At 43.3% G+C, this 19,865-nt stretch carries 16 protein-coding genes and 1 pseudogene; 7 read left to right on the top strand and 10 right to left on the bottom strand.

The features are described 5' to 3' along the window. The first annotated feature begins 57 nt into the window (after window positions 1–57). A complete protein-coding gene (locus SGRA_RS15825) occupies window positions 58–1,497 on the top strand; it encodes a NupC/NupG family nucleoside CNT transporter (RefSeq protein ID WP_015693788.1) in 1,440 nt (479 codons plus the stop codon). Window positions 1,498–2,160: 663 nt separating this feature from the next. On the opposite strand, the gene SGRA_RS15815 is transcribed toward SGRA_RS15825, so the two are convergent. Next, entirely contained in the window at window positions 2,161–2,424 is a 264-nt protein-coding gene (locus SGRA_RS15815) for a hypothetical protein (protein WP_041329726.1), read from the bottom strand. 92 nt (window positions 2,425–2,516) lie between these two features. Here SGRA_RS15815 and tnpA point away from each other — a divergent pair, with 92 nt between their 5' ends. Both tnpA and SGRA_RS15805 read left to right on the top strand, forming a co-directional pair. Continuing rightward, window positions 2,517–2,816: an IS66 family insertion sequence element accessory protein TnpA gene (gene tnpA / locus SGRA_RS15810; protein ID WP_015691370.1), complete on the top strand. Its 300-nt coding sequence runs from the start codon at window positions 2,517–2,519 to the stop codon at window positions 2,814–2,816. After that, the gene (locus SGRA_RS15805; RefSeq protein WP_041329494.1) at window positions 2,813–3,622 is read left to right on the top strand and encodes an IS3 family transposase; all 810 of its coding nucleotides are present in this window, start codon (window positions 2,813–2,815) and stop codon (window positions 3,620–3,622) included. Before tnpA ends, SGRA_RS15805 begins: the two co-directional genes overlap by 4 nt. Here SGRA_RS15805 and SGRA_RS15800 read toward each other — a convergent pair. The 6 genes and pseudogenes from SGRA_RS15800 to SGRA_RS15765 all read right to left on the bottom strand — a co-directional run bounded on the left by SGRA_RS15800 (window position 3,611) and on the right by SGRA_RS15765 (window position 8,883). Next, the gene (locus SGRA_RS15800) at window positions 3,611–4,054 is read right to left on the bottom strand and encodes a hypothetical protein (RefSeq protein WP_015693784.1); all 444 of its coding nucleotides are present in this window, start codon (window positions 4,052–4,054) and stop codon (window positions 3,611–3,613) included. The two genes, SGRA_RS15805 and SGRA_RS15800, sit on opposite strands and share 12 nt — an antisense overlap. 163 nt (window positions 4,055–4,217) lie before the next feature. Next, window positions 4,218–4,631: a DUF6896 domain-containing protein gene (locus tag SGRA_RS15795; protein WP_015693783.1), complete on the bottom strand. Its 414-nt coding sequence runs from the start codon at window positions 4,629–4,631 to the stop codon at window positions 4,218–4,220. Between the two features lie 117 nt (window positions 4,632–4,748). Further along, window positions 4,749–5,531: a hypothetical protein gene (locus SGRA_RS15790; RefSeq protein ID WP_015693782.1), complete on the bottom strand. Its 783-nt coding sequence runs from the start codon at window positions 5,529–5,531 to the stop codon at window positions 4,749–4,751. 131 nt (window positions 5,532–5,662) lie between these two features. Further along, a pseudogene (locus SGRA_RS24335) lies at window positions 5,663–6,783 on the bottom strand (IS3 family transposase). 624 nt (window positions 6,784–7,407) lie between these two features. Continuing rightward, the gene (locus SGRA_RS15775; RefSeq protein WP_015693781.1) at window positions 7,408–7,812 is read right to left on the bottom strand and encodes a hypothetical protein; all 405 of its coding nucleotides are present in this window, start codon (window positions 7,810–7,812) and stop codon (window positions 7,408–7,410) included. A 372-nt stretch (window positions 7,813–8,184) separates the two neighbouring features. Continuing rightward, complete coding sequence (locus tag SGRA_RS15765) at window positions 8,185–8,883, bottom strand: hypothetical protein (protein WP_015693779.1); 699 nt, start codon at window positions 8,881–8,883, stop codon at window positions 8,185–8,187. A 592-nt stretch (window positions 8,884–9,475) separates the two neighbouring features. Between SGRA_RS15765 and SGRA_RS15755 the strand changes: the two genes are divergently transcribed. The 3 genes from SGRA_RS15755 (at window position 9,476) to rffA (ending at window position 12,211) form a co-directional block, all read left to right on the top strand. Further along, on the top strand, window positions 9,476–10,186 hold the full coding sequence (locus tag SGRA_RS15755; RefSeq protein ID WP_483475596.1) for a pirin family protein: 711 nt from the start codon (window positions 9,476–9,478) through the stop codon (window positions 10,184–10,186). A 29-nt stretch (window positions 10,187–10,215) separates the two neighbouring features. Beyond that, on the top strand, window positions 10,216–10,839 hold the full coding sequence (locus tag SGRA_RS15750) for an NAD(P)H-dependent oxidoreductase (protein WP_015693776.1): 624 nt from the start codon (window positions 10,216–10,218) through the stop codon (window positions 10,837–10,839). Window positions 10,840–11,071: 232 nt separating this feature from the next. Beyond that, a complete protein-coding gene (gene rffA, locus SGRA_RS15745) occupies window positions 11,072–12,211 on the top strand; it encodes a dTDP-4-amino-4,6-dideoxygalactose transaminase (protein WP_015693775.1) in 1,140 nt (379 codons plus the stop codon). Here the strand turns inward: rffA and SGRA_RS15740 are convergent. Continuing rightward, window positions 12,192–12,812 carry a 3'-5' exonuclease gene (locus tag SGRA_RS15740; RefSeq protein WP_015693774.1) on the bottom strand — a complete coding sequence of 207 codons (621 nt, stop codon included), beginning with the start codon at window positions 12,810–12,812 and terminating at the stop codon, window positions 12,192–12,194. The two genes, rffA and SGRA_RS15740, sit on opposite strands and share 20 nt — an antisense overlap. A 294-nt stretch (window positions 12,813–13,106) precedes the next feature. Between SGRA_RS15740 and SGRA_RS15730 the strand changes: the two genes are divergently transcribed. After that, window positions 13,107–14,552 carry an IS4 family transposase gene (locus SGRA_RS15730; protein WP_015693772.1) on the top strand — a complete coding sequence of 482 codons (1,446 nt, stop codon included), beginning with the start codon at window positions 13,107–13,109 and terminating at the stop codon, window positions 14,550–14,552. Between the two features lie 84 nt (window positions 14,553–14,636). Here SGRA_RS15730 and SGRA_RS15725 read toward each other — a convergent pair whose 3' ends face one another. After that, window positions 14,637–16,919 (bottom strand): OmpA family protein, encoded by a 2,283-nt coding sequence (locus SGRA_RS15725; RefSeq protein ID WP_015693771.1) that lies wholly within the window; start codon window positions 16,917–16,919, stop codon window positions 14,637–14,639. 123 nt (window positions 16,920–17,042) lie between these two features. Continuing rightward, entirely contained in the window at window positions 17,043–19,325 is a 2,283-nt protein-coding gene (locus SGRA_RS15720; protein ID WP_015693770.1) for an OmpA family protein, read from the bottom strand. Window positions 19,326–19,865: the final 540 nt, after the last annotated feature.

Here is a 19,865-nt window from a genome sequence, read left to right as displayed (position 1 = left end):
TTTTACATTTTATTTACATTCACAGGAGGGATTTCCCTCTTTTAGAGTCAAAGCAACATGGATATTTTAAGAGGCCTTTTGGGGATTTCGGTCTTATTACTCATTCTATTTTTGGCATCCAACAACCGCAAAGCGATTGATTGGCGGCTAGTGGGCGTCGCTCTCGTTTCTCAGATTACACTAGGGGCCCTCATTATGTATGTGGATGAAGTTCGGAGTATTTTCGACTTTCTCTCTGGTTTTTTTGTGATGGTCATTGAGTTTACGGATGAGGGAGCGGCCTTAGTATTTGGGGGCTTGCTCGATACACAATCGGTGGGTTATATCTTTGCGGTAAAGGTATTGCCCACTATTATTTTCTTCTCGGCCCTTTCGGCTATTCTCTATTATCTGGGCATTTTGCAGGCCATTATCTATGTTTTGGCTTGGGGGATGAGCAAAATCATGCGTTTGACGGGGGCCGAGAGTTTGGCCGCTGCGGCCAATGTGTTCATTGGGCAAACCGAGGCCCCTTTGATTATCAAGCCTTATTTGGACAAAATGTCGAAATCGGAGCTTATGTGCTTAATGGTTGGCGGGATGTCGACCATTGCCGGGGGCGTACTTGCGGCTTATATTGGCTTTTTGGGGGGCGATGATCCGGTGGCTCGTCAGGAATTTGCCACGCATTTGCTCACGGCCTCGATCATGTCGGCACCGGCGGCTATTTTGGCGGCCAAAATGCTTTATCCAGAAACCTCGGAAGACATCAACAGAACGATTACTATCCCTAGAGAGCAGGTGGGCGACAACCTACTCGACGCTATTTCTAAGGGCACCACAGACGGGCTGCGTTTGGCGGTTAATGTAGGGGCCATGTTGCTTGTTTTTACGGCCCTCATGGCCTTGCTCAACAGCATGGTTAGTGGCAGCGTTGGCGAGTTGGTGGCTTGGTCTGCGGACAGCGGAAGCTTTCAGTTTTTTGGCGGAAATGACCTACCAGCCAATACCGTTTTACGTTGGAATGCCGAGGCGGCCAATTGGTTATTGATGGAGGAAAACAATCCAGAAGTAGCTGGAAAAGCCTTTGATGTACAGGGCATCACGCTCAATATGTACATTGAAAAAAGTACGGCTGGCCGTTTTACGGGCTTCAATTTGGAGTATATGTTGGGGCTGTTGCTCTCTCCTATTGCCTGGCTTTTGGGCACCCCTTCAGAGGATATGGTAGTCATTGGGCAGTTGTTGGGTAAAAAGACGATTCTGAATGAGTTTGTCGCCTATGCCGATATTCCCAAAGTGGAGCATATTATCAGTGAGAAATCTAAAATTATTGTCACTTACGCCCTTTGTGGTTTTGCCAACTTTGCCTCTATTGGTATTCAGATTGGGGGAATTGGCGCCATTGCTCCGGCTCGCCGCAAAGAGCTTTCTACCTTTGGCGTTAAGGCCTTAATTGGGGGAACAATTGCTTGTTTTCTAACGGCTACTATTGCGGGTATGCTCATTGGCAGCTAAGCTCCATTTATTGAATTTCAGGATGCAGCTCCAAAGCAATTTTTTGTTTTGGGGCTGTTTTTTTTGGGGCCTGCCGCCTGCGGCGGCCGGGCCCTTTCAGGGCTCGCAGGTCTGCTCGGCCCTTCAGCCCTTCGGGCTTCGGTCTGGCCTGCGGCCACCCTTGCAGGCCCCTAGGCCTGCGGCCCTTCGGGCCTGCTCGCTGTGGCTGCAGGTTGAAACCCGCAGCCATACAACAGCAGTATTGCTTCGCAATGATCTATGAATGAGGGTTGAAACCCTCATTAATTGAACCGCCTACGAGCTGGGTTATCAGGCTAAAAACCAGCCCTATCCAACAAAAAACATCCTACATCCATAGCAGCTACATTTATAATTTAGCCAGCCTATAGGATGTTTATTTGTGGAGGGTTTCAACCCTCCATTGAACACAAAAATGCATTCGTTAATTGGCTGTAGGTTTCAACCTACAGGCCCATATAGCAGGCCCCTAGGGCCGCAGGCCTAGCGATGTGCAGGGGTGGCCAAAGGCCAGACCCAGCGGGCGCAGCCCGCGCAGGGCCGAGCGAACAGCGAGCCCCGAAACGTAGCGCCCGCCAAAGGCGGGAGGCCCCAAAAAACATAAATTGCTCTAAATCCTAATACTTTACTAAAGTAAATCATCCATTAAGGTCTTTCAAAAGCGTAAAGGTCCCCCCCATTTTCAAATGTACATAAAATATAAATTTCATTTGGAATAGAATCTCTGAAATTTATCCATGTTCTCAAATAACAATTGTCGGTGGTATCTTGAAAAATAATATTTCCGTCTTTTAAAAATCTTTGTGGATGCTGCATTCTTGTCCCCGTATTGTATTGACCTATTTTTTTCCCAGCTTCATCTCCTATAAATAACCAACTGTACGCTCTGTAGTTAATGTTATTACTCATATTGCCATCTACAAAATGGAGCTTGTAGCCTGCCCAAAAAAGCAACCATTAGTTATAGAAAATAATTATCTTAAAGAACAAAAACTAAAAGGATGCGAAAAAGTAAATTCACGGAAAAGCAGAAGTTATCAATTTTAGCTGAGCACGACAGCGGCCTTAGCGTGGCAGATTTGTGTAGAAAGCACCAAATAAGCCCAGCCACTTTCTATAAATGGAAAAGATCCAAAGAGCAAGAAGTTGACGATAAAGAGCGTTTAATCAAGGAATTAGAGGCCCAAAATACTCGTTTAAAAAAGATGTATGCAGACTTAAGCATGAATTATGAAATTTTAGAAGAGGGCTATGTAATGGCAAAAAAGCACTTAACCCCAAAAGACAAGAAAGAGTCATAGACGAGCTGTCCAAGAAGTACAGTGTGCGTCGAATCTGTGTCGTTTTGGGGTTTCGTCGTCAAACATACTATAAACGAAAGTCAGGTCATCGGCCAGAAGTAGTCGATGATCAAATCGCTAAATTACTGCATGAAGTCACGAAAGAATATTTAGCTTGGGGCTTTTGGAAGGTTTTTCATTACATTAGAAATCAAGGTGTTATCTTCAATCATAAGAAGGTGTATAGAATCTGGAAGAGAGAAAAATTAAACTTAAGACAGCGCCCAAAGCGTCAGCGTATTCGCCGAAAATTTGAACCTATCTCTTTGCCCAAGGAGGTAAATAAGGGTTGGTCTATGGATTTTTTAAGCGATTGGGTCATGAGCTCAGATAAGAAATCGGTCCGAATTATCAACATTATGGATGAGACCTCAAGGCGAGCTTTGTGGACAGAAGCCCATCAAAGTATCTCTGCAAAAAAGCTTACTGATGTACTTGATAAAGTACTGGATTACAGAGGTAAACCTGACTATATTCGTTGCGATAATGGGCCAGAATTCATCTCTAAAAAGTTAGCTGCTTGGGCCCAAAAACATGATATTGAATTAAAGTTCATCCAGCCAGGAAAACCTACCCAAAATGCATTTATTGAGCGATTAAATAAAACTTTGAGAACAGAGTGTTTAAACTTATCTTGGTTCCACTCTTTAGAAGAACTAAATGAGGAAATTCAAAATTGGTTTCAGCACTACAATTTTAATCGTCCCCACCAAAGTCTGGGAAATATTAGCCCATATGACTTTGAAAGGACGATGTTAGATGTATAGTATTTTTTGGTTGCACCTTACGGGTAGGCTACAGAGCTCTCCTTCTTTACTGGCTACTGCCCCCAGATAAGTCATCCCATAACATATAATAGTATCTTTACTTGCTACAAAAAATTTGTGTTGGAAATTCAGCCTGCCATCAAGAACAGTTTTTCTTTCTAAATCCAGTCTAACAGCAGTCCAATCCTGAGCGATATCATTTTTTTTATAAAAAATAGAATCCGAGCCAATTAGTAAAGGAACTTCCTCCTTTACAAAAGAGTCTAGTTTTGCAATCCCTCCATTTCCAACCCAATTTGATTTTTTTTCATGCTCCGTTTGGTCATAGCGTTTATTGTCTGGTTTAGGTTGATTTGAGCTATTATTTTTATTTTCACAACTAAGCGTTACTGCAAGGAACAATAGAGCTATAAACAGAGGTAAATATTTCATCCTTAGTATTTTTTAGCTAAAACCCACTCCCCTCTTTTCCATAAAGAAAGCAAAGAAGGGCTTTAGCCCCCCAGCTTGCATAGGCCCAAAACGGCCCAGCCGCTAAAAGACGCTTTTCTTTACCTCTCCTTTTTCTAAAATCGTCAGATACAACTTGTAGTAACTACTTCAAATAGTATGTTCCTAGAGGAGGTATTTTCTGGCCTATAAAACCTTGATCTTTCAATTTATTGAATAAATCGTAAAATTCCTCTCTACCTAAAATAGGACCTTTACTACTAGTTTCGTAGAATCGGTATAAGCCCCCAGAGCTAAATCCTTGATAAGTAAATTCATCTCCATAATAATTTATATCTATTATTTTATCACCTAGCATAAATTTACAGCCTCTCCCATGAAACTGGTATTTAAAAGATAATTCATCAGTTTCTATAAACCCTGAACGCGGAATTAAATGCTTTGTATAAGCAAGAATTGGCGAAATATCTTCTTTGTAAGTCTCTTTGAGTAGTCTGTTCATAAGAGGTGCCATCGCTTCAAAAAGCTTAATCAAGTTAATAAGTTCTTTTTTTGACATTTCATCATTTTTTCAACCTTAAACTACTGTCCTAATTTTGGGGGTAAGGGCAGGATTGTTCAAGATAAGCAGACTATTCATAAATAAAAAAGCCCGACCACTGCCGAGCTATTCCCCTCAAGAAGGCAGCAAGGCCTTCCACTCATCCCAATCCGAATTAAGATGCTCTATAATATGTGCCGAGCATTGCCGCTGATACTCAATCGCCTCTGGACTATTATATTCCCAAGGGTCTTCATAATATTGAATAAAAACCGAATCATTCTCCAACTCCTTCACCTTATAGGCTGGCATAGAGAGTAGGGCTGATTTGTCCACATACTTCTGATAAGAAGACTTTTTCTTGACCACTGCCCAAAAAAGCCCCATTCCCATAGGAGGTTCGATAATATCATTCGTTGCAAAATGATAGAATCGCTTAAAATTATGATGTATAAGAAACATATTATCGCCCTCCACAACTCGATACATCTCCCAAGCATAGTCTAAGATGGCTGCTGTTTTATCTTTGGCAAAATCATCCTCAAAAAATAAATCAAACCGAATGAATTTACTTTTATTGTTTACCATCATTCTAATATACCCAAAGTCTCCATACATCTTAAATGAACAAGCCTCCCATTGAGGAAGATAAATTGTTTTGGCGATAAGTTGAACATCATGTTCTTTGGCCCAATTGATATCATCCAAATCTTCCACAACAGGTGCATTCTCTAAAACTTCCCATTCTCCTGTTTGATGTGTTTTTTTTGTATAACAAATGGTATCCACACTATAGTCTGGATTACTGAATGCCACCTTTTCCCATTGCTCTATAAATGGATTATGATAGAGTTTTTCTAATATTTTGGTTAGTACTTCTACTGAAGGTTCTACCATATAATCTATTCCTAATTCCATGCTATATTTCTATTAAAAGGTTTTTAAAAGTCCATCTTCTCCAACATATTTTGCGCCTACCCCAATGCTTAAACAGAAAGTCCCTTAGTTTAAGGTGGAGGTTCTTCAGGGAGGGGAGCTAGCTCCCCTCCCTAGAGAAGATGCTGAAGAAAAATATCTTGAGGAGTTTTATATCCTAAAGAACTATGAAGCCTGTGATTGTTATAATAATTAAAATACTCTTTAAGTCCTTTGTGTAAATCTAAACCATTTTCATAAGCTCTCAAATAAATATGCTCATATTTTACGGACCACCATAATCTTTCTACAAACACATTATCTAAGGCGCGGCCTTTTCCATCCATGCTGATCTTAATTCCTCTGTTGAGCAACTCAGACGTAAATTCTAGAGAAGTAAATTGGGCTCCTTGATCAGAATTAAATATTTCTGGCTGCCCCCATTTCCAAGCTTCGTCCAGAGCCTCTAGACAAAATCGCTTATCCATGCTGTTCGAAATCCGCCAGCTCAAAACATATCGACTATACCAATCCATGACAAACGGTTAAGTACATAAAACCCGCTTGCATAGGAATATAAGTAATGTCAGTTGCCCAAACTTTCATTTGAACGGCTCACTTTTAGGCCTCGAAAGTAAATAAGGGTATTTCTTATGGCTTTTAGCTGATAATGAGGTGTTTGGCTTAGGTAAAAACAGATCGAATATTCATCTTTTTCATCAAGCGAGCAACTCGTTTTTTGTTACAAGTCAAGCCTGAGGCCCTTAAATACTCGGTCATCCTAGGGTAGCCCCATTCTGGATGTGACAGATGAAACTCGTCAATTTTACGCATCAGCTTTAAGTTTTCTGCACTTTCGCCCACAGCTTGATAGTAGTATTTTGATCGGGAAACCGACATTAACTCACATTGCCGAGCTATGCTAAGTCCTTCTAATACTGCTATTTGGCTCAGTCTTAAAGCTTCATCACATTCCTCTATATTTTTTTTTAAGCCAGTCTAGCTCAAACTGCAACTTGCCTATTTGCTCATATAAACGGGCTTCTTTTTCTTCATCAGCATCCACTTTGGGCCCTCGCTTTTTTTCATAAAGCAAAAAACTATTGGCCAAAAGTTCTTTCTTCCAGGCCGATATTTGATTTGCATGTAGCTCATATTTTGTCGCTAATTCTGCCAAGGTCAATTGCTCTTTTAGCGCTTCTAAGGCTACTTTTGCCTTAAATTTAGAACTGAAATTACGGCGCTTCTTTCTCATCTCTTTTGTAATTTAGTGCTTCATTATACGACTTTTTTTCTTGCGTTTTTCCACCTTAAACTACTGTCCTAATTTTGGGGGTAAGGGCATTTTACCTCTAGATTTTTAAGAAAAAAATCATACTGTTCTTTATCTGTAATTGTACCTTTTATGAATTTTAAAATCTCAGCCTTCGCATTCCTGCGCCTAGGGACAAGCCCCTAGGCTAGCTTTTTCAGACAGCCCTCTGCGAGGGCCTTTGGATATAGCCCTTCTCTGCAAAACAGATGAGCAAGGCCAGCTATATAAGCAGTTGAGGCCCTTTAGGGCTGACTCCATGGGGTTAGCCTAGGGGCTTGTCCCTAGGCGATGAATGGCAGGCGGCAAAGCCGCCATGGCCGAAGGCCAAACGACCACAACAAAGCCTTTAGGGCGTCTTCGACGACCAAAGGGAGTAACTGAACTGCAGGGGTGGCCGAAGGGCCGAGCGGCCAGTAAGCTACTTTGCAATAAGGCTTAGGCCTTAAACTTTAAAATGAATAAGTAAGGAGTATTGATGATACCTATTCAAATTTTGAACAGCTCCTTTCATTATCAGCCCAAATAAACACTAACAATCAATCACTTACAAGATAAGTAATAAAGCTATTGGCTAGGTAAATTAAGCATTCCTGTTTCAGCATTAAACGCTAGGCCTGGAATTGAAATTGAGGTTTCTCTACACAAAGCAGCTATTGTTGTATACATCATAATATTGAAGTGTGTATCTACTTGATACCAACTCACATCTACTACTTCAAACCATAACTCATTGTATTTCTCCCTTTTAAAAAAAACATCTGAAAAATACGCTACGGCTGAGGATATTGCCCCAGACCATTTTCCTCCGTAGTTAAACTCAAGGGCTGAAGTAAAAAACACAGTAGTTTCCTCTTTGTCCATATTCGCTGCATTATAGTCCGCACCAAATGAAAAAATAATTCCAGCACGATGGACTTTACCATTATTTGCCCTAATTAAAGACTTATATTCTACGTCTAGAAATTCCATGCTCCTATTTCTTTAGATTTTGCATTATTGTTATTTATCCCATATTAGTAGCCTTAGCAACCTCTAATTTTAGCTTAAAAGCCGCAGGACCTGAAAACATAATACCTTCTTTCCATAAACAAAGCAGGGGCTTTTAAGCCGCTGCGGCAAGAAAGATGATGGCCCAACAAGATTGGCTGCGGCCTTTAGGCTGCAGATAGCGGCAAAGCCGCCATGGCCGAAGGCCAGACCCAGCGGGCGCAGCCCGCGCAGGGCCGAGCGAGCAGCGAGCAGCGAGCCCCGAAGCAACAACAAGGAATTTAGTCCGCAGTTCGACGACCAAAGAGAGTAACCGCCCGCCGAAGGCGGGAGGCCCCTAGTATAAAAAAGCACCTAATTATTCAAATAAAAATGATATGTATATTTTTTCTTCCCTTCAAGGTAAAAATTCATTACATACTCTCCTACATCATAATTACTAATCAAAATTTTAGGCTCGGTACTATGAAATTCATATTTCTTAATTAGGCTACTCTTGTTATTTATTATTTTTTCTAGGTAAACCTCTAGCTGTTCATCAAACAAGACAAAATACAACAGTCCATTTGCACAAAAACTATTTCTACTATATGTCTTTACCTTTTTGGTTTCTTCACCAAAACAAACAATATCTTCAAAATGTTTTATTAAAAACTTTTTATTATAATCACCTACATTTAAATCAATAATACTATATAAATTCATATTACAGTCTCCATTAAATCTTCTAAAAGAGATCTTTTTTTGCTCTTTAGAACTCCATAAAGAACCGCTAGTTAAAATATTATTGCTTACTAGTTGTCGCAATTCAGCCTTTTCACAGCCATTAACGGTAGCAATTAAAGCCTTTTTAGATTTTATTTTGATATAACAATCTTCACAACTGGAGTGATTTAAGTTAATGACATTTCCATGAGAAACTGCAATATTATTACCGCAAACTATTTCAAGAACATAGTTTGCTGTTGTAGCGTAAATTATTCCTGAAGGACTACTACAGCATTGGAGGCCCCAAAAGCTAAATATTAAAATTGCTATTTTTAACAGTTTCATTCTAACCACCTATTTTATAGTTTTTATCGGCCATCCAATATAAGTCCAAGCAGCTAATAAAAAAAAAGAGAAACCGTTCAGAATTTTGTGTGTGCCCAAACCATCGGCCCATATCATTTATAGCAACCATGGGCTTCAGCCCAAAACCGCCCCAAACCGCCGAAGAAGAACACCCAAAAGAAAAAAGACCGCTGAGCGGCCCAGCGCTGCGCAGGGGTGGCCGTAGGCCAGACCAAAGGCGAAACGAAGTGTAGCCTGAAGGGCCGAACAGACCTGTGAGCCCCGCAGCATAGCGGCGGCCAAGCGAGGCGAAGCCGAGCCGGCCGCGGGCCCCAAAATAACAACCTCCCCCAAATAATTTTAAAAAAAATGAAGCTCTCCTCAACTTTTTCGCAAGATTGTTATTACAATTGATGTATATACATTAAATTAGCAGCAGATGAAACGAAAACAATTTTTAAAAGCATTAGGATTGGGCAGTTTGGGGCTCTTTGCTGCCCCCAAAATAGGTCAATCTGAGCCAAAGGGGCCAGAACAGCTAGGGTTTAATCACCTTCCAGCAGATGCTGGCGAACAACAAAAAATAGGAAAAATGAAAACCGTTTTGCATAAAGCGAATAGCCGCGGACATGCCAATCACGGCTGGCTCGACACCTACCACAGTTTTAGTTTTGCCAATTACTATAACCCCGAACGCATGGGATTTGGCGCACTCAGAGTGCTAAATGACGATAAAGTAGCCGCCGCCCGAGGCTTTGGCCGCCACCCTCATGATAATATGGAAATCATCTCGATCCCCCTCTCTGGCGACCTTGAGCATCAAGATAGTATGGGAAATATTGCCCTGATCCAAGAAGGCGACCTCCAAGTGATGTCTGCCGGCACAGGCGTTTTCCATTCCGAAAAAAATAAAAAGCTCGACCAAGAGGTCCGCTTTCTGCAAATTTGGCTGCTGCCCAATAAGAAAAATGTTAGCCCCCGCTACGACCAAATTAAGCTGGATCGGGCAAAAATGAAGAACAACCTCCTACAGGTCCTCTCGCCCTCCCCAAATGATGAGGGCGTCTGGGTGCATCAAGATGCCTGGTTTCATCTAGGCCATTGGGAGGCCGGCCACCAACAAACATACAACTTTAAACGAGCCGAAAATGGCCTCTATATTTTTGTTCTCGAAGGACAAATTAAGGCCGGCACAACAGTTTTAGATCGCCGAGATGGCCTTGGCGTTTGGAATACCCAAAAGCTGGAACTCCAAGCCACAAAAGAAGCCAAAATCCTCCTCATGGAGGTCCCAATGCACTAATATATTCTACCTCCTTAAAAAATAACAAGATGTCTTTAGTCGAAAATTTGAAATGGCGCTATGCCACCAAAAAATTTGATGCGAGCAAAAAAATTGCTGCCGAAACCCTAGAAGAAATCAAAACGGCCATCCAGCTGTCGGCCTCTTCTTATGGCCTACAGTTGTACAAAATTATTGATGTCCAAGATCCCGAACTACGCAAAAAACTCCAAGCCGCAGCCTGGGGCCAAAGCCAAATCGTAGACGCTTCTCAGCTCTTCGTTTTCACTACGCCCACTACACTGACTGCCGAACATATCGAGGAGTTTATCCAACTCACTGCCGATACTCGCGGCCTCGATCCCGCTGTACTCAACGATTATAGCGACTTTATGAAGGGCGCCCTTTTGAAGCAAACCGAAGAAGGCGCCAAAAGCTGGATGGCCAAGCAAACCTATATTGCTCTAGGCAATCTGCTGGCCGCCGCTGCCGAACTCAAGGTGGATGCCTGCCCCATGGAGGGCTTCGATGCCGCCCAATTTGATGAGATTTTGGGCCTAGAGGGCTGGACCACTTCTGTGATCGCGACCCTCGGCTACCGCCATGAAGAAGACGGTTTGCAACATGCCGCTAAGGTGCGTAAAGCCAAATCCGTCCTCTTCGAGACCAAATAAGGATAGTTTGATTTTTGTGAATAGTCTGTGGGCTGGCCATTTTTGGTCAGCCCTTTTTTTATCTTGAGTTTTATTTTTTGGGGCCCGCGGTTAAATTCATGAGGGTTTCAACCCTCATTCATAGATCATCGCAAAGCGATACCATTTTTGCGGTGGGTTTTAACCTACCGAAAGAGGCCTTCTGCGGCCAGCGCTGGGCCAATTCCATCCCTGCTCTTAATCTCTCGCCAAAATGCAAATACCCTTTAATAAGCCCTACCTCACCGGCAAAGAAGCCCACTACCTTTATCAAGCCGTCCAATCGGGCCAATTATCTGGAAATGGCCAGTTTACTAAGGCCTGCCAAAGCTTTTTTGAAAACCGCTATGGCTTCCACAAATGCCTGCTGACCACCTCCTGCACCGATGCCCTCGAAATGTCTGCCCTGCTCCTCAATATCCAGCCCGGCGATGAGGTTATTATGCCCTCCTATACTTTTGTCTCTACCGCCAACGCCTTTGTGCTCCGTGGGGCCATTATCCGCTTTGTCGATTCTCAGGCCCAACACCCCAACCTCGATCCCCAAGCGATTTTACCCCTGATTAACGAGAAAACCAAAGCCCTGGTGCTGGTCCATTATGCGGGCATGGCCTGCCCCATGCAAGAGATTATGGCCCTCTGCCAAAAGTACCAAATTGCCCTGGTCGAAGATGCCGCCCAAGCCATTGATGGCTATTATCAGGGGCAGCCCCTCGGCAGCTTTGGCCAATTGGCCTGCTTCTCTTTTCATGAGACCAAAAATATTATTGCTGGAGAAGGCGGCCTGCTGGCCATCAATGACCCAAAACTGGCCCAAAGAGCCGAAATCATCTGGGAAAAAGGCACCAACCGAGCCGCCTTTTTTCGGGGAGAGGTCGATAAATATGGCTGGGTGGACCTCGGCTCTTCTTTTTTGCCCTCCGAAACCGTGGCCGCCTTCCTTTTTGCCCAATTGGAAGAGCTCGACCTGATCCAAAATGCCCGCAAAGAACGCTGGAACCGCTACTTTGAAGCCCTACTCCCTTTGGCCCAAAAAGGCCTAATCGAACTGCCTAATATTCCAGAACACAGCAGCAATAACGCCCATCTCTTTTACCTTATTTGCAGGAGCCTAGACGAAAGAACGGCCCTGATACAAGCGCTCAGAGCCGTTGGCGTTCATGCTGTTTTTCATTATCTCCCCCTACATGCTAGTCCGTTTTATGGACCAAAACACGATGGCCGCAAACTGCCACAGGCCCAGCGCTATGCCGACCGCCTGCTGCGGCTCCCCCTCTTTTTTGAGCTCCAAGCTCAAGAACAGCAATTTATTATCGATCAGATTTTCCAGTTCTTTAAGCTGGATCGTACTTAAATTTGGGCAAATAGTTAAAGACTTCCTTCAAACAGGCTGCGGTCAATTCTGCATCTTCTAGGGCGTTGTGCATATCGCCCTCTCTTTGCAAACCAAAATACTCGGATAGGGCGCCTAGGCTAAGGCCCTTAGAAGTAGGCTGTCCGTTTTCTCGGAGCAAACGAAACAAGAAATAGGCTTGCTGATATAAATCAATGGTTTTGAAGGAGAAGGGATAAGGCTGCTTGAGGTCCATATAGGCAAAACGCAAAAAGTTGATATCGTAATGCACACTTTGCCCGCAGACCACTAGGCGCTTGAGTGCCCCCGGCTTTTGATGTTCCTGCCATTTTTTGTGGCCCAAAACAGTAGTTACGGCCCAGTTTTCAAAAGCTTCTATGGCCTCATGTAGCATAGGGGCCTCATCTAGAATGTCTAGGGTTAGGCCATGTACTTCTAAGGCAGGTAGCGAAAAGCTCTCCTCATTTTCGGGATAGACATTGGTTAAAAAGCTGCTTTTTTTCTCCCAATTTTCATCATAAATGGCGGCCCCAATTTGTACAATCTCATGCCAGCCAGGCTCGGTGCCCGTCATCTCCAAATCAAATACTAGATAGTTCATCTTTGTTTTTTTTATGAGCGCTAAAGCTATTAAAAAACTGGCAATAGGGCCAAGAAAAGGCCAACTTTTGTTGCCCAAGCGGGCCGAAGCCACCCGCCTAAGCCCAAGGAAAAAAGAGGAGCGGATGAGCGATGCGGAGCGGGTGGCCGCAGGCCAGACCGCAGCCGCCAAAGGCGGCTGCAGGGCCGAGCAGACCTGCGAGCTGCGCAACCTTGGGTTGACCCACTTTTAAAAATAAGCTTAAATTAGCTCTAAATCAAGATTTATATGGACAGTACAAATGTATCTTCATTTATGTTAAATAAGCAATCAGTAAGAGTATGTTATAGATTAGTAGAGAGTCTAAAAAATAATCCTAACCCACATTTAACAAATGTAGCAAAAACTGATGCAGACCGTAAGGCTTTCATGAGGTTGTTATCAAACAAAAATCTTACTGAGGAATACATTCAATTTGAGTTTATTGGCAAAAGTAGGGAGTCTATGAAGGTGGTTGAAGAAAAGCTTCTGGCCTTTCACGACACCTCTGAAGTTGTACTGAACAAGCAAAGAAATAGACTAACCGACAAAGAGGGTTTAGGCCCTGGAGGTCGGGAAACAAATTTGTCTGTATTTCTTCACATGGCTCTACTATATGGTCGAGAAAGCTTTCATTATCATGGCTTAGGAGGTATTCAGCTTTATAATCGATATAAAAATAGAGTAACTTGTAAGGAGGCTGAAAATAGAAATACGGGTCATTTTAGAGGTGAAATTACGAGGTGGAAAATAAATGTAGAAGAGACAGAATCTGCGTTAAAAATAATTAACGACCTAATTGATATTTTACATGTTTGTGATCGAGAAGGAGATGTTTATCCTATGATGGAAAGTTTTTTCAGACAGCATATTAAGTTCTTGATTCGGTCTCGAACAGATAGACGAGCAACGATTTGGGAGGATGGCAAAAAGATTCCATTATGTGATGTCTTTGAACATTATCCAGCAGACTTTGAGACGACAGAAACGGTCAAGAGTAGCCGTAAAAAACTTAACGGGAAGAAGCTAGTTATTCGATCTAAAAAAGTGACTTTTGCCGTTCCCAAATCTTGTAAGTATGTTCTTGGCGAACCAAGGCCTAAACCAATGACAATCAATGTTATTGAGGTCTTTGAAAAGGGCAAAGGTTTTTCAAAATCTGCCGCTAGAAAAAGAAGCCGAACAAAAAAAGATCATGATGATGAAACCATCAGTTGGCGCTTACTCACAAATGAAGAAATCAACAGCGAAGAAGAGCTCTTAGAGCTTGTTCTTTGCTACCGCAAGAGGTGGTTAATTGAAACATACTTTAAATATTTAAAATCAGATGGCTTTGATATTGAAAACATATGTTTAAAAACAGGTAAAGCTATCCGCAAAATGATACTTATGGCAATCAGTGCATCTGACAAGGTCCTTAAGCTTAAAGAAGCTGGACTTAACCAAGATAATGAGACTCCAGCAACCTCTATTTTCACAGAAGATGAAGTAGAAGTCTTAGATCTTATATTTAAACAATATCTAAAAGGCGAAAGCCAAAGCCCTTCTTTGCGTAACCCATTTACCTCTAAATCAATAGCTTGGGCCTATTGGATCATAGCGAGGTTGGGCGGATTTAATGGCGCAGTGAAGAAAACTAGGCATGCCGTATCCGTCAAAAAAATAGGACTAGGATTAGAGAGATTCATATTTATGTATGATGGATATCGATCCCTAAATTGACACCGCTATAAAAAGTGGGTCAACCCAAGCCCCGCAGCGTAGCGACCCGCCCGCAGGGCGGGACAGCCCCAAAAAAATAAAATCTTAAAGGTCCTCTAATTTGGCGGCTAACTCTTTTGGACTCAGCTTTTTGAAAGGCGCAGCCGTATAGGATAAATCAGAAATTTTGTCCTCCACCTCCATAAGCTCCATTTGATCCCCAAAATACCTGATACCTATAAGTTTAGCCTTATAGTTTTTAGGTACATTTCTGAATCTTGCCTGATGATCGGCCCGCATAATTCCGTTGATATTTTTAAAAATCAGGAAATACTGTGCATTGCTAGAGGCCTTGGCAACCGTCAGATTCATTTTTTCTATGCCCTCTTCCCGAAAGCGATCACAGTTGATCCAGCCGAGGCCAGAAACCTTCATTTGGCTCAACATTTTTCTGTATGCCTTCTCTTCTTTCAAGATGCCATAGCGCTCTTTTTTGGCCAAAACTTCGGCGGCTAGACTATCTATCCGTTTGCAAAGCTGAGTTGCCTTTTGCTGTTCGGCCTCTGCTTCTAGACTCAGCTGCAGACAGTCGCTGTAGGCAGTTGTACGAAACCCCCAATGCTTATTATCGAGCTCAAATATCTTTTTTATCTCCTTTTTTAGCTTCAGGTAGTCCTTATGTCCCTTAGGGCTAAATCTATCGCCTTCTCCCCGAATCAAGCTCTCCAACTTGAGCACTAAGGCCTGCATCTCCTTGCCTTCATCCCAACGCAGCCAAACATTCGAGCCAGAAGTTCCCGTTCTAATTTCTTTGGCCCAGCCTTCTTTTTCATGCTTGTAATGTCTATTTAAAAATCCAATAAAGATAGTCATGGTTTTTTCATAAGCCCGCATATTTAATTCCGCCTGCAACTCCTTGGTAGCAGCTATTTCTAGGCTAAAATCGACCTTTTTTTTGAGCTGATAGAGGGGTAAAAGCTCCTGAAAACCGCCTAAAATCGAACTATGTCGACCATAATCATCTAAATCAAAAACCGTATACAAACGCTCTTTTTCTCTAAAAAAAAGCATGGCCAAATGCTCATGGCTGAAGACCTCTAAATAAGCCAAAAGTTCCTTAGCTTCCTGATGCTCCTTGTCTAAAAATTCATGGTAAGCCTGCTGCTCAGCCTCATAGCGGCTGAGGGCCTTGACATAGTAGCTGCTATCCTTTTGATAAGCTCTATATTTTTTTCGCCAACTACTCTTTTTCTTATTGTACTGCTTGCGCAGCTTAATCTTCTTTTTTCTGATTCTACGCTGGTAGCTCTCTTCGGTTTCTCCTGCTTTTTGTGGATATTTTTGGGCCAAGTACTCCTCAAATTCCATAAAGCTTTGCTCCCCCTTAAAGCGAGGTAGAGGCTGCTTGAACGGCTTGAGTCGGTCTCGGCTATACTGAGACAAAACAGGCACTTTCAGTAAATACAGCAGCTCTTCCTTCTCTGCAAAATAGCTGCTATCGAGGGGGGCTATTCGGCCCTTTTTTTCCGCTTCATTCCAAATTTGCTGACTGCCTGTAGGCTGCCAGTTGATGTCGTTGTGGGGGTTGGCGGTATTGGGGCCCTGAAAAATTTGCATACCCGGCAAGGCAGCGGCTGCCCCCGGAAAACCAACGGTCAAGTCTTTGCCCTCGGCCAGACTCAGTTCCTCGCCATTTTCTCCCTTGGCGGCCAAGTAAATCATGCCCCCAGTTTCAATCAATTCTCCGTTGGAGGTGGTGCTCAGGTTTTGCAAAATCATGTCTTTCATGCTTAGGGCCTCTTGCAAAACTAGACTGACCTGCCCCTGATAAGGGCGACCATCTGGCCCCAAAAAACTATTTTCTGGAATGTCAATTTGGATCCCCTCCTTGCCCTGAATAAACTTTCCTTTTTGGGCCGAAAAGCTAAAGAACTGCTGTGCTTCTTTGCGCTGCTTGCTGTAAAAAGAGGTCCAGACATCCTTGTTTTTGACCTCCTCAAATTCCTCTGCATTATAAAAATAGAGGTCGATGCGGCGCAACTGCTGCCGAGCTTCGGCTATAGGCAAGCTGGCATCCAAAGGCTGACGCTCATAGGGCAATTGCTCAAATTGTAGTTGCTCGAAGCCCTGTTTTTGGACAAACTGAATAATGGTCTTTGCTCGATTCTCGGCCAAAACCTCATTGTCAATATCGCTTCCCAAATCATCTGTAAAAGGCTGAATTTTTAGGACCGATAAGGGGCGCGCCTGCAATATTTTGCTCAAATCGGCCTGCTGTTTTGCGGTCAAGCTATAGGCATTGGGAGCGTAAAAAAGCTGGTATTTGTCCTGCGCAAAAAGCAAAACAGGCAAAAAGAAAAATAAACTGAAACTGAGTAGATAGGGCATAGGCTCACTGTTTTAGCTATAAGATGATGTTTCTCTAAGATATAGTGGGTGAAGCTGCGATTTGTTACAGTTTTTTTTGGAGACAGCCCCCAAAAAAAGCCATCCCTAGGGATGGCTAAAACTTTAGAGGGCCTCCAATTTGGCCGCTAATTCTTTTTCGCTCACTTTTTGGAAAGGGAAATATTTTTTGTCTAATTCAAGCACTTTATCTTCGACCTCCATAAATTCTATTTGGTCGCCAAACTGCTTAATGCCAATCAGTTTAGCCTCATAGTTCTCTGGGACATTTTTAAAGGTAGCCCGATGGTTAGCCCGCATAATTCCATTGATATTTTTAAATATTAGGAAGTATTGTGCATAGGTAGAGGCCGAGGCCAAGATCAAATCCATTTTTGCGCCCTTTTCCATAAAAAATCGGTCGCAGTTGATCCAGCCAAGATTAGAAATCTTCATTTGCCTCACTACTTCTCTTGATTTCTCCTCTTTTTGCAATAAACCATAGCGCTCTTTTTTAGCCAAAACCTCAGCGGCTAGACTATCTACATCTTTGCAGGCTTTACTGGCCTTTTGCTGCTCGGCTTCGATCTTCTGCATATTCAAAATACAGTTGCTATAAGCTTTGGTCTTCCATTGTTTATAGCTGACATACTCCTTTTTGGCCCAAAACATTTTTTTGATTTCCGCATATTTTTTCTGACCCAAGGGCGTAAATCCGCCTCGTTCATCCTTAAGTAAAGCGGCTAATTTTAGGCGAATTTCTTCTTGCGCTATATCCTTGGGCCAGTCCCAATATTCCTGTTTTTTTTCATCTTTCAACGGCTTGGCCCAGTTGTTTTTTTGCTGTTCTAGCTGTTTCTCAAACAAACCAAGTGCACGATTAAAAGCCTCTTCATAGGCATCAATTTTCTTGTAACTGAACTCAGGATTGAGTTCTTTGGTCTTCTCTATTTCTAATTTAAAATCGCCCAGCGCATCATACTGATAAAAAGGCAGCAACTCCATAAAACCACCTACTGTGCTTCCTGCCTGATTATATCTTTTTGGGTTGTAGCTCCTTCGGATTTCTTGGAGACAACTATCTAGCAGCTCATGTAAATGCTCATGGCTAAGGGCCTCCAAATAAGCTAGGAATTCCTGGGCCTCCTGATGTTCTCTGTTCAAAAACTCATTATAGGCCTTTTGCTCTTTTTCGTAGCGGCTACGGGCTCTGGTATAGCGGCTGCTATCCTTTTGATAGGCTCTATATTTATTTCGCCAGCTGCGCTTTTTATTATTATACTTCTTGCGCAGCTTGATCTTCTTTTTTCTGATTCGACGCTGGTAGCTCGCTTCGGTCTCTCCTGCTTTTTGTGGATATTTTTGGGCCAAGTACTCCTCAAAAGCGACAAAAGTGCGCTCCACTTTTAGTCGAGGACTCCTTAGCTTAAAGGATTTTGGGACTTCTTTTTTCTCCTTGGCCAAAAAGGGCTCTTTGAGCAAGTACAGCAATTCCTCCTTATAGCCAAAATAATCCTTGCTAAAGCTCATTGTGCTATCCAGTTTTTCTTCTACAAAAAGCTCCAAAGGATTCCCAACGGGCTGCCAGTTGATCTCCGCATGTGGGTCAGCAGTATTGGGGCCCTGAAAAATTTGCATACCCGGCAAGGCGGCCGCTGCCCCCGGAAAACCAACGGTCAAGTCTTTGCCCTCGGCCAGACTCAGTTCCTCGCCATTTTCTCCCTTGGCGGCCAAGTAAATCATGCCCCCAGTTTCAATCAATTCTCCGTTGGAGGTGGTGCTCAGGTTTTGCAAAATCATGTCTTTCATGCTTAGGGCCTCTTGCAAAACTAGACTGACCTGCCCCTGATAAGGGCGACCATCTGGCCCCAAAAAACTATTTTCTGGAATGTCAATTTGGATCCCCTCCTTGCCCTGAATAAACTTTCCTTTTTGGGCCGAAAAGCTAAAGAACTGCTGTGCTTCTTTGCGCTGCTTGCTGTAAAAAGAGGTCCAGACATCCTTGTTTTTGACCTCCTCAAATTCCTCTGCATTATAAAAATAAAGGTCGATGCGGCGCAACTGCTGCCGAGCTTCGGCTATAGGCAAGCTGGCATCCAAAGGCTGACGCTCATAGGGCAATTGCTCAAATTGTAGTTGCTCGAAGCCCTGTTTTTGCACAAACTGAATGATAGTTTTTGCCCGATTCTCGGCCAAAACCTCATTGTCAATATCGCTTCCCAAATCATCTGTAAAAGGCTGGATTTTTAGCACCGATAAGGGGCGCGCCTGCAATATTTTGCTCAAATCGGCCTGCTGTTTTGCGGTCAAGCTATAGGCATTGGGAGCGTAAAAAAGCTGGTATTTGTCCTGCGCAAAAAGCACAACAGGCAAAAAGAAAAATAAACTGAGGGAAAGTAAATTTCGCATAACTTAGCGTTTAGGAGGGGATGAATTATTCTATACCTTATTATAAGGATAAAAATGTTAATGGTTACAATTCTTCTTTTTTGGGGCTGCCCCTGCGGCCTTCGGCCTTGGGTCGGGCCATTGCGCAGCTCGCAAGTCTGCTCGGCCCTGCAGCGGCTGCGCCGCTTTGGTCTGCCGCCTTCGGCGGCCCTGCTACAGCCCCTCAGCCTGCGGCGGCTTCGCCGCCTGCTAAACCGCCTAAAGACCTTGACTAGCCTGAAATTTTTATCAAAGGATGCCCGATAAGTTAATTTCATGAGGGTTTCAACCCTCATTTAGAGATCATTGCGAAGCAATACCATTCTTGCTGTGGGTTTCAACTCACAGTAGTCGGCCTAGGGGCCTGAAAGGGGGCCGCGAAGCGGCAGACCAAGGAGCCGAAGGCGACGCAGGGCCGAGCAGACCTGCGAGCCCTGCAAGGGCCCGGCCGCCGAAGGCGGCAGGCCCCAAAAAAACAAAATCTGAAAAATAGTTACCAAAAAAGCCATGCAGTTCCTCACT

The sequence above is a fragment of the Saprospira grandis str. Lewin genome, assembly GCF_000250635.1.
In the GTDB taxonomy this organism is placed as follows: Bacteria; Bacteroidota; Bacteroidia; order Chitinophagales; family Saprospiraceae; genus Saprospira; species Saprospira grandis.
This window is presented reverse-complemented; position numbering and strand designations above follow the sequence as displayed.

Bases quoted from the DNA above. Each gene is read 5' to 3' on its own strand.
- SGRA_RS15825 (WP_015693788.1), top strand. From the start codon at position 58: ATGGATATTTTAAGAGGCCTTTTGGGGATTTCGGTCTTATTACTCATT.
- SGRA_RS15815 (WP_041329726.1), bottom strand. From the start codon at position 2,424: ATGAGTAATAACATTAACTACAGAGCGTACAGTTGGTTATTTATAGGA.
- tnpA (WP_015691370.1), top strand. From the start codon at position 2,517: ATGCGAAAAAGTAAATTCACGGAAAAGCAGAAGTTATCAATTTTAGCT.
- SGRA_RS15800 (WP_015693784.1), bottom strand. From the start codon at position 4,054: ATGAAATATTTACCTCTGTTTATAGCTCTATTGTTCCTTGCAGTAACG.
- SGRA_RS15795 (WP_015693783.1), bottom strand. From the start codon at position 4,631: ATGTCAAAAAAAGAACTTATTAACTTGATTAAGCTTTTTGAAGCGATG.
- SGRA_RS15790 (WP_015693782.1), bottom strand. From the start codon at position 5,531: ATGGAATTAGGAATAGATTATATGGTAGAACCTTCAGTAGAAGTACTA.
- SGRA_RS15775 (WP_015693781.1), bottom strand. From the start codon at position 7,812: ATGGAATTTCTAGACGTAGAATATAAGTCTTTAATTAGGGCAAATAAT.
- SGRA_RS15765 (WP_015693779.1), bottom strand. From the start codon at position 8,883: ATGAAACTGTTAAAAATAGCAATTTTAATATTTAGCTTTTGGGGCCTC.
- SGRA_RS15755 (WP_483475596.1), top strand. From the start codon at position 9,476: ATGAAAACCGTTTTGCATAAAGCGAATAGCCGCGGACATGCCAATCAC.
- SGRA_RS15750 (WP_015693776.1), top strand. From the start codon at position 10,216: ATGTCTTTAGTCGAAAATTTGAAATGGCGCTATGCCACCAAAAAATTT.
- rffA (WP_015693775.1), top strand. From the start codon at position 11,072: ATGCAAATACCCTTTAATAAGCCCTACCTCACCGGCAAAGAAGCCCAC.
- SGRA_RS15740 (WP_015693774.1), bottom strand. From the start codon at position 12,812: ATGAACTATCTAGTATTTGATTTGGAGATGACGGGCACCGAGCCTGGC.
- SGRA_RS15730 (WP_015693772.1), top strand. From the start codon at position 13,107: ATGTTAAATAAGCAATCAGTAAGAGTATGTTATAGATTAGTAGAGAGT.
- SGRA_RS15725 (WP_015693771.1), bottom strand. From the start codon at position 16,919: ATGCCCTATCTACTCAGTTTCAGTTTATTTTTCTTTTTGCCTGTTTTG.
- SGRA_RS15720 (WP_015693770.1), bottom strand. From the start codon at position 19,325: ATGCGAAATTTACTTTCCCTCAGTTTATTTTTCTTTTTGCCTGTTGTG.